Here is a 15,390-nt window from a genome sequence, read left to right on the forward strand (position 1 = left end):
GGCAAGGTTGCACATGGGTCAATTCTCGATGACAATTTCTGCAGTTGCCGGGTCAGTTCTCAGTGACAATCAACAGCGAGGCCTCAAGTTTCCACGAAGGAGAGCGCTTTTCAGCACCTAAACGGGGCGGGAAGGTTAGGGAGGTTTTCGACGTGCCGGAGGGACGCACGCTTAAGAAATACCAGAAAATCTATCATGAATTCGGTCGGAACCCGATCGTCCTGATGGACCGTGAACACTTGAAAGGCAACCGCACGCGGCGGATGAGCCTCTTTCAGGAAACCTTCATCGATCACGTCATCAGTCTTTGGAACGATCGGCGCCTCCCTAAGCTGGCGCCATTTCTGAGGTTGGCTGAAGCTGATTTTCACGTCCCTCCGCATGAAGTCGCAGCTGGTTTCCAGTTTCCTTCGATCACGACGATAAGGGGCCGTATCAAAGCGCTCTCCGAATTCGTTAAGCAACTGGGGAGGAACGGCGCACACCACGCCCGAAATCGAAAGGGGGCAGGCTCTACCGACATCCGCGCCCTCTGCTACGGTGAAAATGTCCAAGTTGATCAGGTATTCCTGTCGATTTTCACTGAGAGGGACGGGACCGTCCGGGCAAAACAGATTGATCCTCGCCAGGTACCGGAAGCACTTGAGGAAGATGAAATCCGACGCTTCTGGCTGCATGTGATGGTCGATCTCGCCACCCGGCTTCCCATGGCATGGATCATCGCCAAAACGGCTGACGGAGATCATACCGAAGCCCTTCTGCGCATGGCCACCCGCGACAAGAGCCGCGAAAAGATCCGCTATGGTTGCAAGAAAGACCCGGCGCCACCTGTCCGGATCCGGAAGTTCGAGGCGGATAACGGAACTGCAACGCGCAATGCTCAAATTTATGGTAAGCAACTCGGCTCTGGAATGACAGTCATCCCCGGAAGAACTTATCACGCGTCAGACAAGCCCCACGTTGAAACCATGTTCGGAACCGTGCAGTGGCAGGTCTTGACTTTTTTGCCCGGTTATACGGGAAGCCGCCCGGGAGAACTGAAAGACTATGATCCCAAGGGTTCTGCGGAGGTCAGTCACAACGGAATCTACGGGACCCTGACCCGATACTTTGTCGACGAATACTCCCATACGGGTCATCGTGGGATTGGAATGTACGGAGCAACGCCTTGGGAGAAGCTTCAGGAGGTTGTGGCTACCTACCAAGCCATCGAGGCCCCCTCGCAGCGGGAGCGCTGCCTCCACCTCGGGATCAAAACAAAAGCGAGCACGACGACTGAAGGTGTCAAGGCGTTCAACATTCCTTTCAACTCGACCGCCCTTCAGAAATTTTCCGGCGGTGTCTCTCGTAAGGTCACGATCCACCTCGATCCGGATGATCTTCGCAAGGCGTACATTACAGCGGAAGGTCGAGATGAGGTCATTGAGGTCCATCTGACCATGACGGCATTCGTTGACCTGACCCTTGAAGACGCGATCAGTGTGATGGAGGAGGCGTGTCGGCGGGATCCGAAGGCGCAGGAGCTGCATGACACTCACCTGAAGGAGGTGCGGGCGCGCCGCGCCAAGGATTCCGGCTTCTTCCCGGACACGCGAGATCCATCCAACTATCAGACCACCGATCAACTGAGGCACCGGGCAGATCGCCTTGCGCAGGTCTCAGTGCGGCCGTCTGGCGTGACAGGACCTACTGCGCGTCCGGGGCACGTAACCGACAGGAGCGGCGGCGCGTCCGTCTTCAAGGTCAGCAAGACAAATTCAGCGTCAGTCTCAACTTCGCCGTCAACCGAGCAGGCACCCCGGTCTTACGGAAGAACGTTCACTCCCCTCAAGGACAGTAAGTTATGAAATCTCTCTTTAACCCTCAGGTCGCCGAGACGGCGGCCCTCAATACTGGCCGCCATTTCTCACTCGCTCGCGGTGAGAAACTCTGGACGACTTTTGGTGATATGCTCAGCCGCCATATCGGACGCCTGCAGAGTGGCGCTTGGTTCGAAGGGGATGTGCTTTTGATCACCGGCTTGAGCGAGTCCGGAAAGACGCGGGAAATCAATGAGATCCTGGCACAATTGCGCGCACAGGAGATCCCGCTGCCGAATGGTAATCCCGCACGTATCGTTCAGTGTGTGCTGAACCGGACGGGGGGATGGAAAGATCTCGGCAGGAAAACGTTGAAAGCGATGGGATACTGCCTGTCCGACAGCGCGCGGCTCAACCAAACTGAGATCTGGGCGCGTGTCGCTCATCAAGCTGAACTCCAGGGGATCATCGGCATTCACTTCGACGAAACTCAGCATATTTTCGCCGGCAAGTCTGATGATGACAGGCAAATGACCCTCGACAGCTTCAAGACACTCCTGAAAACACCTGACTGGCCTTTGAGCCTGATTATGTCGGGGGTACCAGAACTTGCGGATCATATCCGTCTGCTCGACCAGACCCAGAACAAGGTAACCCATCTTCATTTTGATGGGATCGACCTGCCTCAGGACTTGAGTGTGATCCACGAGATCGTAGGCAGTTACGCCATGGAGAATGGCCTCGAGGTTGATGAATATCTCTTGACCGAGGACTTCTATCGTCGTCTCGCATTCGCTTCGGCGCTGAGGTGGGGAACACTCATCAAATTGACGATCGACACGATCGGAAAGGCGCGTGATTCAGGCTCAACGGTCTTGAAGCACGAACACTACGTGAATTTTTGGGCCGCGAAGGCCAACGTGAACACCTTGGCGACACCCTTCACCCATGATGGATACGAGACCATGTTCCGCCCGGATAAGCCGTTCCAAGTGTATATCTCATAATAACCTTCTCACCCACGATCCCGATAAAGAACCGCGCTTCGGCGCGGTTTTTTGTTTTTCGTTTTAAGGTTTTGGGCGACGCCTGAGACTGAGAACTGCGCAAGCTTATGGTGTGCTGCGCATGCTTATGAATTCCCTGCTCTTTGGAAGGGGCGTAAGTTGTTGATATTGTGTTTCCTTATTTCGATTCGAATCGATGTCCGGACGCGGCGCGCACTATTATGGTTTCTCTCGGTCTTCGTGTTCTGTCTGAGAAACAGATAGGCTGCGATGGAGCCGGGATAAAAGGATCTCTTAGCGGCATTTGACTGCTGTGGTGCACAGGTTGGAGCTCCGATTGGTTTCGGCACCACCCTTCGGCAAATGAAAAGTTCTTCAATGTGTCGGGCACCGACCGTGTCGTCGGATGTGCTCCACGGATAGGTTCAAATGCCAAGGTTGGAGCCGCGCGGGTGTGGAGTGCCCCCATCGAGTGGTCCAAGTTAATTGTTAGTGCATGGTCGGCCTTTGGTCCTTGCTGCGGGGTTTGCCTCCTGTGATGGTGGCGGCATGAGTATGCCCAGTGATCAGATCCAGATTTTCGTTCTTCTAGTTGTGGTCGTCATCCTGCTGATCTGGGGGCGATTTCGCTATGATCTGGTGGCGTTCACGGCGCTTATCCTAGCCGCCGCGCTGGGGCTGGTTCCGGGCGAAGAAGTGTTCTCGGGGTTCGGCCATTCGGCGGTGGCGATCATCGCGCTGGTGCTCATCGTCAGCCGCGGCCTGTCATCCTCGGGCGCGGTCGAGCTGATCGCGTCCAGGCTGATCGACTCGGATCGCACGCTGCCGCTGCATATCTCCATCATCGCGGCGGTGGGGGCGGGGCTTTCGGCGATCATCAACAATGTCGCGGCGCTGGCCCTGCTCATGCCGCTGGATATCGAGGCGGCCAAGAAGGCAAAGCGTTTGCCCGGGCGCAGCCTGATGCCGCTTTCTTTCGCGACCATTCTGGGGGGCATGATCACGCTGATCGGCACGCCGCCCAATATCGTCATCTCCGAGTATCGCAACGACGCCTTGGGTCAGCCCTTCGCGATGCTGGACTTCGCGCCGGTCGGGCTGTCGGTTGCGATCATTGGTATCGTCTTCGTCTCCGTTCTGGGCTGGCGTCTGTTGCCCGAGCGCGGCTCGGCCACCGGGGCGGGCCACGAGATCCGCCAGGGCAGGTATGTTGCCGAACTGCGCGTGGGCGAGCAGAGCTTCAAGGACGATCTGCTGGTGCAGGACCTCTACCCGAAGGCGGATGACGCCGATGTCCACCTTCTGGGCCTCATCCGCAACGGCAAGAGGCGGCCGGGCCTTGCCATGCGCGAGACGGTGCGCTCGGGCGATTTTCTGGTCGTGGAGGGCGAGCCGAAATCCATCGAGACCTTCATGGGCCAGTCCGGCCTGGAATTTGCCGGATCGGAAAAGCATGAGGGCGGCGTGACGGCGCGCGGATTGGAGATCACGGAAACCATCGTTCCCGACGGCGCGCGCATTCAGAACCGGACCGCGCGCAGCCTGCAATTGCTCAAACGACATTCGGTCACGCTGCTGGGCGTGTCGCGCGAGGGCCGGCGCTTTCGCGATCGGGTGCGGCTGCTGCCGATACGGGCGGGGGATGTCCTGCTGTTGCTGGGCACACCAGAGCGTATCGCCGCCGCGACCGACTGGCTAGGCGTGCTGCCCATTGCCGGGCGCAGCACCGAAGTCATCCAGCGCACCAAGGCCGGGATGTCGATTGGCATTTTCATTGCGGCGGTCGGCCTTGCCGTTGCGGGAGTTCTGTCGCTGACCGTCGCCCTTGGCGCTGCTGTCGTAGGCTATGTCCTGTTGGGGCTGGTCGGCGGGCGCGAGGTCTATAATTCGGTCGAATGGAAGGTGATCGTCCTTCTGGCCAGCCTGATCCCGCTGGCCGAGGCATTCGAGCGGACCGGCGGCGCCGAATTCATGGCCAACCAGATCGCGGGACTCACGCAGGGATATCCGGCCTGGGTCACGCTTGCCGCGCTTATGATCGTCACCATGACCATGTCCGACTTTCTGAATAATGTCGCGACGACACTGATCGCGGCGCCGATTGCCCTGTCGATCGCCTCTGCCACGGACACCAATCCCGACACCTACCTGATGGGGGTCGCCGTCGCCGCCTCCTGCGCGTTCCTGACTCCGATCGGGCACAAGAACAACACCATCATCCTCGGGCCGGGCGGCTACCATTTTGGCGATTACTGGCGCATCGGCCTGCCGCTCGAGGTGCTGGTCGTGGCGACTGCGGTTCCCGCGCTGCTTGTGGTCTGGCCGCTCTAGACGCCCGTGGCAGCCAGGTTGCCGAGGGGGCGCGGCGTCAGTAACACTTTGGCCATGAACCGGCCTGAGAAGGGAATGCCCCGTGCCGCAAAGCATGTCTACGTTGACGCTGTTCAGGAACCAGACGTTTCGCATGCTCTGGATCGCCGCCCTTGCCTCGAATTTCGGGGGGTTGGTGCAGGCGGTGGGTGCGGCATGGATGATGACATCGCTGACCGACTCGCAAAGCATGGTGGCGCTGGTGCAATCCTCGGTAACCCTGCCCATCATGATCTTTTCGCTGCTGGCAGGGGTGTTTGCGGATAATTTCGACCGGCGCAAGGTCATGCTGATCGCGCAGAGCTTCATGCTGGCCGTATCTGTCGTGCTGGCAATCCTGGCCTATGAGGGGTGGCTCTCGCCTTGGCTCCTCCTGGGGTTCACCTTCCTGATTGGTTGCGGCACGGCGCTTCACAATCCGTCCTGGCAGGCGTCGATGGGCGACATCGTCTCGCGCGAGGAATTGTCGGCGGCGGTGTCGCTGAACAGCATGGGGTTCAACCTGATGCGCAGCATCGGGCCGGCGGCGGGCGGGGCAATCGTCGCCATCGCGGGCGCGGCTGCGGCATTCACGGTGAACGCGCTCAGCTATGTTGGCATCATCACGGCGCTCTGGCTCTGGCGGCCTGCCACGCCCCAGCGCCGCCTCCCGCGTGAGAGGATGGGCAGCGCATTTTCCGCCGGGCTGCGCTATGTCGCGATGTCGCCCAACCTGATGAAGGTCATCCTTCGCGGCTTCGTCTTTGGCTTGTCGGCTGTCGCAACCCTGGCGCTGCTACCGCTGATCGTCAAAGATCTGCTTAGCGGAGGGGCCTTTGTCTATGGCGTGATGCTGGGCTGTTTCGGCCTTGGCGCGGTGGGCGGGGCGCTGATGAATGCCCGCCTGCGCGCGCGGTTCCAGAACGAGCGGATCACGCAGGCGGCCTTTGTCGCCTTTGCCGTCAGCAGCATCACTCTGGCGCTGAGCCGTCACTATGTCTTTAGCGGTGCCGCGCTGCTGCTGGCCGGGGGGAGTTGGGTTCTGGCGTTGTCGCTTTTCAATGTCACGATCCAGCTTTCGACGCCGCGCTGGGTCGTCGGGCGGGCGCTGTCACTTTACCAGACCGGGGTATTCGGCGGCATGGCCGGGGGCAGTTGGGCTTGGGGTGCAATCGCCGAGATGTCCGGCCCGGACACGGCCATGCTGGTCGCCGCCGTGCTGCTGCTTGTCGGGGCCGTGATCGGACGCATGATCCCACTGCCGGATTCGACCGAGCTGAACCTCAATCCGCTCAATGCCTTTACGGAGCCGTCGCTGAGGTTGAACCTGAAGCAGCGCAGCGGCCCGATCATGATCATGATCGACTACGAGATAGCGCAGGAGGATGTGACCGACTTTCTGGCCGTCATGAATGCGCGCAGACGCATAAGAATTCGCGACGGGGCGCAGCAATGGGCGCTGCTGAGGGATCTGGAGAACCCGGATGTCTGGACCGAGACTTACCATGTGCCCACTTGGGTCGAATATGTCCGCCATCACGAGCGCCGGACCCAAGCCGATGCGGAGTCCTACCAGCGCCTTCTGAAACTGCATCGCGGTGCCGAGAAGCCCAAGGTACATCGCATGATCGAGCGGCAGACCGTCCTACTCTACGACGACACGCCCCCAAAGGAGGCGCCGGGCACGGCCGAATAGGCTGGGTGTCTTCTAGTGTGGCGGGTGCCTTAATCCCTGAACGCGCCGAAACGGTCCTGAAGGCTGCGCATATGCTCCAGTCGCGCCGAAACGTTCTCGCCCATATGCGCGGTCACGTCGTTCAGCAGCAGGGTGCTGAGGCAGGAATAGGGCACATGCGAATCCCAAAAGAGTTGCGAGTCCGTGCGTAGGGGAAAGACCATCTCGGTATGGTCCCGCGCCCAGATGCAATGCGTGTCGCAGATGACGATCAGCGGAATGCCCTCCTGCTCGGCGGCGGCGGCCAAGGTCAGGCTGGCCTGGGTATAGCGCCGCATCTCGAACAGGACGACGCAATGCGTGCTGGCCGGATCGCCCAGAATGTCGCCAAAGATGCCGTCCCTGCCATCCTCGATCCGCACGTCGCCCCGCAGATAGGCAAGCCGCGTGGCAAACCCGGACGCGATGCCGGCAATCGTCTGAAACCCCGCGACATGCAGCTTTTGCGCGGCGCAGATGGCGCGGATCGCCGCGTCCCAAGCCGGGGTGCCGCGCAGGGCATAGGCGCTTTGCAGGGCGGCTACATCCATGTCGAAATTGCCCCACGCATCGCCGGTCCCTTCGGCGCGGATGCGGCCAAGACGGTCCGAGACCAGCACCGGCGGCGCCTCGATCTGGGTGAGCAGGTCGGCCTTGAGATCCGGCAGGCCGTTATAGCCCAGCTTGCGCAGGAACCGGCCCACCGTCATCTGGCTGACCCCGATGTTCTCGGCGATCGAGGCTGCCGTCTCGAAGGCCAGGCGCTCGAAATGCGTAAGCATGTAATTGGCCACGGACTTCTCGGCGCGGGTCAGCTCCGGGTATTTCGCGCGCAGGCGATCCTGAAGGGGCGGCTGACTCATGCACGATCCTTCGGGGCGGCAAGTTCCGGCAGGCGGTCGAACCAGGGGCGTTCCGCCTCGATCTGGCCCGCCAGGCGAAAGAGGATATCCTCGCGCCCGAAATCGGCCGAGATCATCACGCCCACCGGCAGCTCGCTCTTTGAAGGTGCCGGACGGTGCCAGCCCAGCGGCACCGACATGCTGGGCGCGCCCGTCATGTTGTAGAGCTGCGTAAAGGGCGTGAAGCCGGTGAGCGCGGCGCGATAGGCGTCCATATCTTCGGTATCGGTGCGCTGCACGCCCAGTTCGGGCGGCAAAGTCGCCAGTGTCGGGCTGAGGATCACGTCAAAGCGCGCGTGCAGATCAGCCATGCGCCGGCTTTGCGCATGGATCTGAAAGAGCGCTTCGGCGTAATCCTCGGCGCTCATGTCCCGCGCGTCCTCGACAGCGCTCCAGGTCACGTTGTCGACATCCGACTGCTTCACCTTGCGGCCCCTGCGCGTGCCGATGGCGTTGATGCTGCGCGCGACATTGCTGGCCACCAGCACCCAGAGCGCCTTTTGCAGGGGCTCGACCTCGCCGGGCAGCGTGATTTCCTCCACCTCATGGCCGAACGAGGCCAGCAAATGCGCGGCGTCCTGGGCGGCCTTTTGGCACGGCGCAGCGACCGGCTTGCCGCTCATCGGAGAGACTTGCCAGCAGACGCGCAGGCGGCCGGGGTCCCGCTGTACTTCCTCGGCATAGGGCCGCGTCCGCGCCGGGGCGCAATAGGGATCGCCCGGTGCCATGCCTTGGGTTGCGTCCATCATCGCGGCGCTGTCGCGCACGGACCGGGTCAGCACATGCGACACCGAAAGGCTGCCCCAGCCTTCGCCGACCAACGGACCGGACGGATTGCGCGCGCGCGACGGCTTTAGCCCAAAGAGGCCGCAACACGAGGCCGGGATTCGGATCGAGCCACCCCCATCGCTGCCATGCGCGGCCGGAACGATGCCCGCCGCCACCGCCGCCGCCGTCCCGCCCGAGGAGCCGCCGGCGCTGCGCGACAGATCCCAGGGGTTGCGCGTCGCGCCCGTGAGGGAGGTCTCGGTCGACGCGGCAAGCGAGAATTCCGGCGTCGTCGTCTTGCCGAAGATGACGACCCCCGCGGCCTTATAGCGCGCGACCAGTGTCGAATCGCTGGCCGCCGGCACGCCTTTGGACAGCAGGCGCGCGCCGTTGGCGGTGATATGCCCCGCAAGCTCGCCCGAGGCGTCCTTGAGCAGGAAGGGCACTCCCCGAAACGGGCCGTCCGGCAGGCCGGCGGCGATGGCCGCGCGGCCATGATCATATAGCTTTTGCGACAGCGCGTTGATCGCCGGATTGCACGCCTCGGCGCGCGTGATAGCCGTCTCCAGCAGGTCGGTGGGCGAGGCGTCACCGCTTCTGACCAATGCGGCCAGACCGGTTGCGTCGTGCTGTGCGTAGTCTTTCATCGGAGCGAACCTTTATCCAATGTTATAGAAGATAACCCTGATTGACAGAATGGGACTTTTATAACAGCATCGTCAACAAGCTCTGCACGCACCGATGCAATGAGCGTATCAACCGGGGAAAATCTGACATGAAAACTCTCAATCTGATGGGCGCGACCGCGCTGCTGGCTTTTGGCCCGATGGGCGTCCTGGCGCAGGACACCGTGATGACATGGGGCAAGCCCGCCGAGATCACCGGCTTTGACGTGCACGTCGCCGGGACAGTGGCCTCATGGGAAATGTATCAGATGGTCTACGAGACTCTTCTGACCACCGATGCGGATCTCGGGCTCGCCGCCGGCCTCGCCGAGGCGTGGGAGCAGACATCGCCCACCACCTACACGCTGACCCTGCGCGAAGGCGCCGCCTTTTCCAACGGGCGCGCGGTCACGACCGATGACGTCATCGGCAGCCTCGAGCGGATCAAGAACCCCGAAACGGCCAGCTACTGGTCGCCCCAGCTGGGCGATATCGCCCGCATGGACGCCACCGGCGAGCGCGTGATTGAGGTCGAGCTGGCCAGCCCCCAGGCGACCTTCCTGCCCGCGCTGGCGCATATCACGGCGGCGATCCTGCCGATGAAAGAGCTGAAAGAGGGCAGTTTCGATCCGGCGTCGCAGATGCTCGGCTCGGGGCCCTTCATGGTCGAAGAGCACAAGCAGGACGAAAGCTGGACGCTGGCCCGGAACCCGCATTACTGGCGCGACGGGTACCCCCTGGCCGACACGCTGCAGGTGCCGATCATTCCCGACGAGAGCGCGCGCATTGCCGCGCTGCGCGACGGGCGCATCGACTTTACCACGTTCGAGAACCCGGATGCGCAGCAGATGCTGGGCACCGCCGCCAACGTCGCCATAGATGTGCAGCAGACCACCAATTACTACCGTCTCGACGTCAACGCGCTGGACGAGGACTCGCCTTTCCATGACAAGCGGATCCGCCAGGCGATGAACCTCGCGCTGGATCGGGACGCAATCAACGACTTCGTCTTTGCGGGCACATCGGCGCCCGACTTCCCCGTGCCCGCCGCCTTCGGCAAGGACGCCTGCCGGGATCTGGATACCTACGCCATGCCCCGCGATGCTCGTCTGGAAAAAGCGCGCGGCCTTCTGGAGGAGGCGGGCAACACTTCGCCCGAGATCGCGCTGACACTCAGCTCGGCCAACCCGGTTCTGGGGCGCATCGGGCAGGTCGTGCAGCAAAGCCTCGGCGAGGCGGGCTTTGAGGTCTCGCTCGATCAGGTGCCGACGGCGGAATATCTGCAAAAGGTCTTTACCGATGGCGATTTCGATTTCTCGGCCTCGTGGCTGGCGGGCTATACGGATCCCGGCATGGTCATCAAGTGGTGGAACCCCGAATTCGCCGTCTGGAATGCCGCCTTCCATGAGAACGTGCCCGAGCTCTCGCAGGCTCTGGACGACGTAGGCGCGATGCAGGACGGCGCCGAGCGTGACGCCAAACTGACCGAGATCTGCGCGATGATCGATGACGGGGCCAATATCCTCGCCCTAGTCGGAAAGTCCGACTACCTCGCCTACCGCGACGATCAGGTGGACGTGAAGCTGGCCGAGCGGTCCGGCTCGGCGAACACCTATCAGTTCATCGCCGAGTTCGATCCCAAGTAAGACCTGTGCGGCGGCGGTCCCCCGGGATCGTCGCCGCTGATCGTTCGGAGCCACAATGCGCCTTTTTCTTTACCTTCTGCCGCGGCTGGCCGCGATGATCGTGACGCTTTTGGGCGTGTCGATCCTTGTCTTCCTGTCGCTGAGGATGATCCCCGGCGGCTATGCCGACATCCTGCTTGGTCCCTTCGTCACCCCCGCCGCGCGCGAGGCGATCAGCCAGCAATACGGGCTGGATCAGCCCTTGGTGGTGCAATATCTGCGCTGGCTTGCCGCGCTGTTGCAGGGGGATTTCGGCGTGTCGATGGTGACCCGGCAGCCGGTGATCGACGAGTTCATCCGCCGCGCCCCCGTGACGCTTGAGCTGGCGCTGATCGCGCTAGGACTGGCGCTGTCGGTGGGGTTGCCGCTGGGCGTCTGGTCGGGCATCCGCCAAGGCGGGCGGCGCGGTGTCGACATGGCGCGGCTGGTCGGCGCGCTGGGCGCGAGCGTGCCGGATTTCGTGCTGGGCAGCGTGCTGATCTTTGTCTTTTCCGTCTGGTCGCTTTGGTTTCGCGTCGGTGGCTACGTGCCCTTTGGCGAGGATCCGGTGGGTAACATGCAGACGATGCTGCTGCCGGCGCTGACCCTGTCGCTCTTTGGCATAGCACTGGTCTTGCGCACGACGCGCGACGCGGTGCTGCGGGTGATGACCGAAGGCTATATCACCGCCGCCGTTGCGCGGGGCGAGCGGCCGCGCGATATCGTGCGGCTGCACATCCTGCGCAATGCAGCCATCCCGGTGGTGACGGTCGTGACCACCTATTTCGGTTTCCTTCTGGGAGGGGCCGTGGTGGTCGAGGTGCTGTTTTCGGTGCCGGGTTTCGGCCTTTACATTTTCAACGGGCTGCTGAATCGCGACTATGCCATCGTGCAGGCCGGGGTGCTTTTGGCGGCGGTGGCCTTTGTCGCAATCAACATGCTGGCTGACTTTCTATACGCGGTGATCGACCCGCGCGTGGGGGCAGACGGATGAAAACGGCGTTTCACTGGCTGGGGCGGATCTGGCGCGCCGATTTTTTGTCTGCCTTCGGGCTGGCGGTGCTGGGGCTGCTGATCTTCCTTGGCATCTTTGGTCAATGGCTGCCCTTGGGCGATCCCACGCGCATCGCTGCCGGCCCGCGTCTCGGGCCGCCATCGCTCGCCTTCCCCTTCGGCACGGACGAGCTGGGGCGGTCCTTCCTGCCACGCGTCGTGCAGGGCATTCGCGCGACCTTCCTCTTGTCGGCCATCGCGGTCCTCATCTCGGCGGTCATTGGCACGGCGCTGGGCATGGCGGCAGGGTATTTCGGGCGGTTCACGGATATCGCCGTGGCGCGCGGGGCCGACATCCTCTTTGCCTTTCCCGCGCTGCTGGTCGGCCTTCTGGTGGCCGCGGTGCTGGGGCCGGGGCAGTTCTCGGCCATATCTGTCATTTCCATCGCCACCTTGCCGCTGCTTATTCGCGTCGTGCGGTCCGTCACGCTCAGCATTTCGGGACGCGGGTTCGTCATCGCGGCGCGGGTGGCGGGGGCGTCCTGGCTGCGGATCCTTGTGGTGCATATTCTGCCCAACGTGATGGGCGCGGTCATGATGCAGCTGACCTATGCGCTCTCGATCGGGATGATCATCGAAAGCGCGCTCAGCTTTCTGGGCCTTGGCGTGCAGCCGCCCGAGGCATCGCTCGGCTCGCTCCTGCGGCAGGGCAGCGCCTATCTGACGATTGCGCCCTGGATGGTGCTGTCCTCGGGCGCGGTGCTGTCGCTGGCGATCATGTCGGTGAACCTTGTCGGCGATGCGGTGCGCGACATGCTGGAGCCGCTGAAGGGCAGGGCGTTGACATGAGCGACATCGCAAGAGCCGAGGGTGTCATCATCTCCTACCGCACCTCCAAGGGCAGCCTGCGGGCGCTGGACGGCGCGGATCTGGCGGTGCGCGCGGGCGAGACATTGGCCGTGGTCGGGGAAAGCGGATCAGGCAAGACGACGCTTGGCATGGCCTTCGGCCGCGTTCTGCCGGGCGAGGCGGTGCATGAGGCGGGCGCAATCGCGGTGGAGGGCACCGATGTATTCAGGGCTGACCCCGAGACACTGCGCGGCCTGCGCCGGGACAAGCTGGGTTTCGTCTTTCAGAACCCGATGACGGCGCTCGACCCGACAATGCGCGTCGGCCGCCAGGTGGCGCGCGCCATGCCGGGCCGCCCCGGCGAAGATGAGATCGCCGCGCTCTTGCAGCGGGCCGAGCTGCCGGACCCGGCCCGCGTGATGCGCGCCTATCCGCACGAGCTATCGGGCGGCATGGCGCAGCGTGTGGTGATCGCCATCGCCATTGCGCGCGCGCCGCGCCTTTTGATCGCGGACGAGCCGACGGCGTCGCTCGATGCCTCGATCCGCGAAAAGGTGATGGCGACGCTGCGCCGCCTGAGGGATGAGTCCGGCGCCAGCCTCCTGGTGCTCAGCCATGATCTGCGGCTGATGGCGCGCCATGCAGACCGCGTGGCCGTGATGTATGGCGGCCGCGTTGTCGAGATCGGCAGCAGCGCCGATGTGTTGGAGCGCCCCGCGCATCCTTACACCCGCGCGCTTATGGCCGCCGCGTCGGGCAGCGAGCGACCGGGCGAGCGGCTGGAGCCGATACCGGGTACGCCGCCCAGCCTGACGGGCCGCTGCGAGGCCTGCTCTTTCGCGCCGCGCTGCGGATTTGCGCAGGACCGCTGCCGAGAGGTGCGGCCCGAGCCGCGCGAGGTCGAGGGGCGCACGGTGATCTGCCATTTCGCCGAGGAGGTTCTGGCGGATGCGCCCGCAGGCCGGGAGGTATCGCAATGAGCGCTGTCATCACGCTGGACAAGGTCGGTGTCACCTTTCGCCGCCGCCTGATTGGCGGCGACGTGGTCGAGGCGGTGCGCGGCGTATCTCTGGAGATTGCCGAGGGCGAGACACTGGGCCTTGTGGGCGAGTCTGGGTCGGGCAAGACGACGCTGGGGCGCGTGTGCCTCGGCCTTTTGCATCCCACGGTGGGCGAGATGCGGATGCAGGGCGCGCCCTTCGGCAGGTTGCGCCAGCGGCGCGGTCAGCTGTCGGTCGTGCTGCAACATCCCGAATGGGCGCTGAACCCGCGCCTGCGCTGCGGCGCTTCGGTGGGCGAGCCTCTGCGCGTGCTGGGCACCCGCGGCGCGGCGCGGCATCAGGCGGTGGTGAAAATGCTGGATCAGGTCGGGCTGAGCGCGGATTTCGCCGATCGCTATCCCGGCCAGCTCTCGGGCGGTCAGCGCCAGCGCGTGGCCATTGCCCGCGCCCTCATCACCGAGCCTCGCTTCATCCTTTTCGACGAGGCGGTGAGCGCGCTCGATGTGTCGGTGCAGACGCAGGTGCTGAACCTCATCCGCGATCTGCAGGCCGATCATGGCTTTGCCGCGCTCTTCATCTCGCATGATCTGGCCGCGACGCGCTATGTGTCTGACCGCATCGCCGTGATGCTGCGCGGCGAAATCGTCGAGGCGGCGCCCGCGCGCGACTTTTACGGCACGCCCTCGCACCCCTATAGCCGGGCCTTGATGGAGGCGGTGACATGATGCGCGTTTGTGCTCTGCTGCTGGCAGTTTGTGCCTCCGCCGCGCAGGCGAATGTTGCCGACGTCGCGCGGACATGGACGGCGGCGCAGGTCTGGCTGCCCGGCACGGTCAACGCCACTTCCGTCGATGCGCTAAACGAGGTGGAGACGCCGCGCGCGGTCGTCCTCTACGCCCATGGCTGCGATGGGCTGAGCCGGATTACCACGGTAACCGCGCGGTTTCTGGCGCGCGCCGGTCATCTGGTGGTCGCGCCTGACGGCTTTGCCCGCCAGGACAAGCCCATGAGTTGCAACGCAGCTCAGACGCGCGGCGGGCTGCACCGCGCAGTGCTGGGCTGGCGGCAGGACGAGATGCATCATGCTTTGGCGCGCCTGCGCGGAACAGATGCACTGGACGGCGCGCCGATCATCCTGATGGGCCATTCCGAGGGCGCCATCACGGTGGCGACTATTGACGCGCCGGACGCCGCGCTGCGCATCATCGAAGGCTGGACGTGCCATGCGGGATGGCCGGAATATCGCGGCCTGAACGCGCCCGAGGATCAGCCGGTGCTGGCATTGGTTGGAGAAGATGATCCGTGGTTCCGCCAGCCGGTGCTGAGCGGCGATTGCGGTGCGTTCATGCAGGGCGAGGCGCAGGTCTCACAGGTTTACCGTGCTCCCGACTACCTTGCGGGCAAGCACTGGCTGAGCATGGACAAGGATGTGCGAGAACTGATCCTCGAATTTGTGGCCAGCCACTTGCCGCCCGAGGCGTACGGTCAGGAGTGACGTCCGGCAAGGCGGGGTCAGAGATTCGCCTAGCTCACAAGAATGTTGCAACTGCAGCAAGGAATCTTGTCGTCTGTTCTGCTGATATACCCTGTCACGGGCTTAATCTTGCGCGGTGGAAGTGTCGCCGCTGCGTAAGTATGCGGCTTGGGAAATTATATAAAAATTTCAAACGAATAGCGCC

12 protein-coding genes are annotated in these 15,390 nt (G+C 63.1%); 10 read left to right on the forward strand and 2 right to left on the reverse strand.

What is annotated here, in order from left to right; all coding sequences use genetic code 11:
• The first annotated feature begins 152 nt into the window (after positions 1–152).
• The 4 genes from ACEWPL_RS14040 to ACEWPL_RS14055 all read left to right on the forward strand — a co-directional run bounded on the left by ACEWPL_RS14040 (position 153) and on the right by ACEWPL_RS14055 (position 6,851).
• The gene (locus ACEWPL_RS14040; RefSeq protein WP_393932145.1) at positions 153–1,847 is read left to right on the forward strand and encodes a hypothetical protein; all 1,695 of its coding nucleotides are present in this window, start codon (positions 153–155) and stop codon (positions 1,845–1,847) included.
• Positions 1,844–2,806, forward strand: a complete 963-nt coding sequence (locus ACEWPL_RS14045; protein ID WP_393932143.1) for an AAA family ATPase — start codon at positions 1,844–1,846, stop codon at positions 2,804–2,806. Before ACEWPL_RS14040 ends, ACEWPL_RS14045 begins: the two co-directional genes overlap by 4 nt.
• A 549-nt stretch (positions 2,807–3,355) precedes the next feature.
• Positions 3,356–5,137, forward strand: a complete 1,782-nt coding sequence (locus tag ACEWPL_RS14050) for an SLC13 family permease (protein WP_393932141.1) — start codon at positions 3,356–3,358, stop codon at positions 5,135–5,137.
• A 94-nt stretch (positions 5,138–5,231) separates the two neighbouring features.
• Positions 5,232–6,851: an MFS transporter gene (locus ACEWPL_RS14055; RefSeq protein ID WP_393932151.1), complete on the forward strand. Its 1,620-nt coding sequence runs from the start codon at positions 5,232–5,234 to the stop codon at positions 6,849–6,851.
• A gap of 29 nt (positions 6,852–6,880) precedes the next feature.
• Here ACEWPL_RS14055 and ACEWPL_RS14060 read toward each other — a convergent pair whose 3' ends face one another.
• A complete protein-coding gene (locus ACEWPL_RS14060; RefSeq protein ID WP_393932139.1) occupies positions 6,881–7,732 on the reverse strand; it encodes a MurR/RpiR family transcriptional regulator in 852 nt (283 codons plus the stop codon).
• On the reverse strand, positions 7,729–9,186 hold the full coding sequence (locus tag ACEWPL_RS14065) for an amidase (RefSeq protein ID WP_393932136.1): 1,458 nt from the start codon (positions 9,184–9,186) through the stop codon (positions 7,729–7,731). Before ACEWPL_RS14065 ends, ACEWPL_RS14060 begins: the two co-directional genes overlap by 4 nt.
• A 128-nt stretch (positions 9,187–9,314) precedes the next feature.
• Between ACEWPL_RS14065 and ACEWPL_RS14070 the strand changes: the two genes are divergently transcribed.
• Genes ACEWPL_RS14070 through ACEWPL_RS14095 form a run of 6 tightly spaced genes read left to right on the forward strand, consistent with a single transcriptional unit; the run spans position 9,315 to position 15,206 of the window.
• Complete coding sequence (locus ACEWPL_RS14070) at positions 9,315–10,850, forward strand: ABC transporter substrate-binding protein (protein WP_393932134.1); 1,536 nt, start codon at positions 9,315–9,317, stop codon at positions 10,848–10,850.
• A gap of 55 nt (positions 10,851–10,905) precedes the next feature.
• Positions 10,906–11,862, forward strand: coding sequence for an ABC transporter permease (locus ACEWPL_RS14075; protein ID WP_393932131.1), 957 nt, complete (start codon positions 10,906–10,908; stop codon positions 11,860–11,862).
• A complete protein-coding gene (locus ACEWPL_RS14080; RefSeq protein ID WP_393932129.1) occupies positions 11,859–12,710 on the forward strand; it encodes an ABC transporter permease in 852 nt (283 codons plus the stop codon). The genes ACEWPL_RS14075 and ACEWPL_RS14080 overlap by 4 nt, the downstream gene beginning before the upstream one ends.
• Positions 12,707–13,690, forward strand: a complete 984-nt coding sequence (locus ACEWPL_RS14085; RefSeq protein WP_393932127.1) for an ABC transporter ATP-binding protein — start codon at positions 12,707–12,709, stop codon at positions 13,688–13,690. Before ACEWPL_RS14080 ends, ACEWPL_RS14085 begins: the two co-directional genes overlap by 4 nt.
• The gene (locus tag ACEWPL_RS14090; RefSeq protein ID WP_393932124.1) at positions 13,687–14,436 is read left to right on the forward strand and encodes an ATP-binding cassette domain-containing protein; all 750 of its coding nucleotides are present in this window, start codon (positions 13,687–13,689) and stop codon (positions 14,434–14,436) included. Before ACEWPL_RS14085 ends, ACEWPL_RS14090 begins: the two co-directional genes overlap by 4 nt.
• Positions 14,433–15,206, forward strand: a complete 774-nt coding sequence (locus tag ACEWPL_RS14095) for a dienelactone hydrolase family protein (protein ID WP_393932122.1) — start codon at positions 14,433–14,435, stop codon at positions 15,204–15,206. The genes ACEWPL_RS14090 and ACEWPL_RS14095 overlap by 4 nt, the downstream gene beginning before the upstream one ends.
• The last annotated feature ends 184 nt before the right edge of the window (positions 15,207–15,390 follow it).

This window comes from Roseovarius roseus (genome assembly GCF_043355935.2).
GTDB classification, from domain to species: domain Bacteria; phylum Pseudomonadota; class Alphaproteobacteria; order Rhodobacterales; family Rhodobacteraceae; genus Roseovarius; species Roseovarius roseus.

Coding starts and splice junctions, on each gene's coding strand:
- ACEWPL_RS14045 (WP_393932143.1), top strand. CDS start 1,844: ATGAAATCTCTCTTTAACCCTCAGGTCGCCGAGACGGCGGCCCTCAAT.
- ACEWPL_RS14050 (WP_393932141.1), top strand. CDS start 3,356: ATGAGTATGCCCAGTGATCAGATCCAGATTTTCGTTCTTCTAGTTGTG.
- ACEWPL_RS14055 (WP_393932151.1), top strand. CDS start 5,232: ATGTCTACGTTGACGCTGTTCAGGAACCAGACGTTTCGCATGCTCTGG.
- ACEWPL_RS14060 (WP_393932139.1), bottom strand. CDS start 7,732: ATGAGTCAGCCGCCCCTTCAGGATCGCCTGCGCGCGAAATACCCGGAG.
- ACEWPL_RS14065 (WP_393932136.1), bottom strand. CDS start 9,186: ATGAAAGACTACGCACAGCACGACGCAACCGGTCTGGCCGCATTGGTC.
- ACEWPL_RS14070 (WP_393932134.1), top strand. CDS start 9,315: ATGAAAACTCTCAATCTGATGGGCGCGACCGCGCTGCTGGCTTTTGGC.
- ACEWPL_RS14075 (WP_393932131.1), top strand. CDS start 10,906: ATGCGCCTTTTTCTTTACCTTCTGCCGCGGCTGGCCGCGATGATCGTG.
- ACEWPL_RS14080 (WP_393932129.1), top strand. CDS start 11,859: ATGAAAACGGCGTTTCACTGGCTGGGGCGGATCTGGCGCGCCGATTTT.
- ACEWPL_RS14085 (WP_393932127.1), top strand. CDS start 12,707: ATGAGCGACATCGCAAGAGCCGAGGGTGTCATCATCTCCTACCGCACC.
- ACEWPL_RS14090 (WP_393932124.1), top strand. CDS start 13,687: ATGAGCGCTGTCATCACGCTGGACAAGGTCGGTGTCACCTTTCGCCGC.
- ACEWPL_RS14095 (WP_393932122.1), top strand. CDS start 14,433: ATGATGCGCGTTTGTGCTCTGCTGCTGGCAGTTTGTGCCTCCGCCGCG.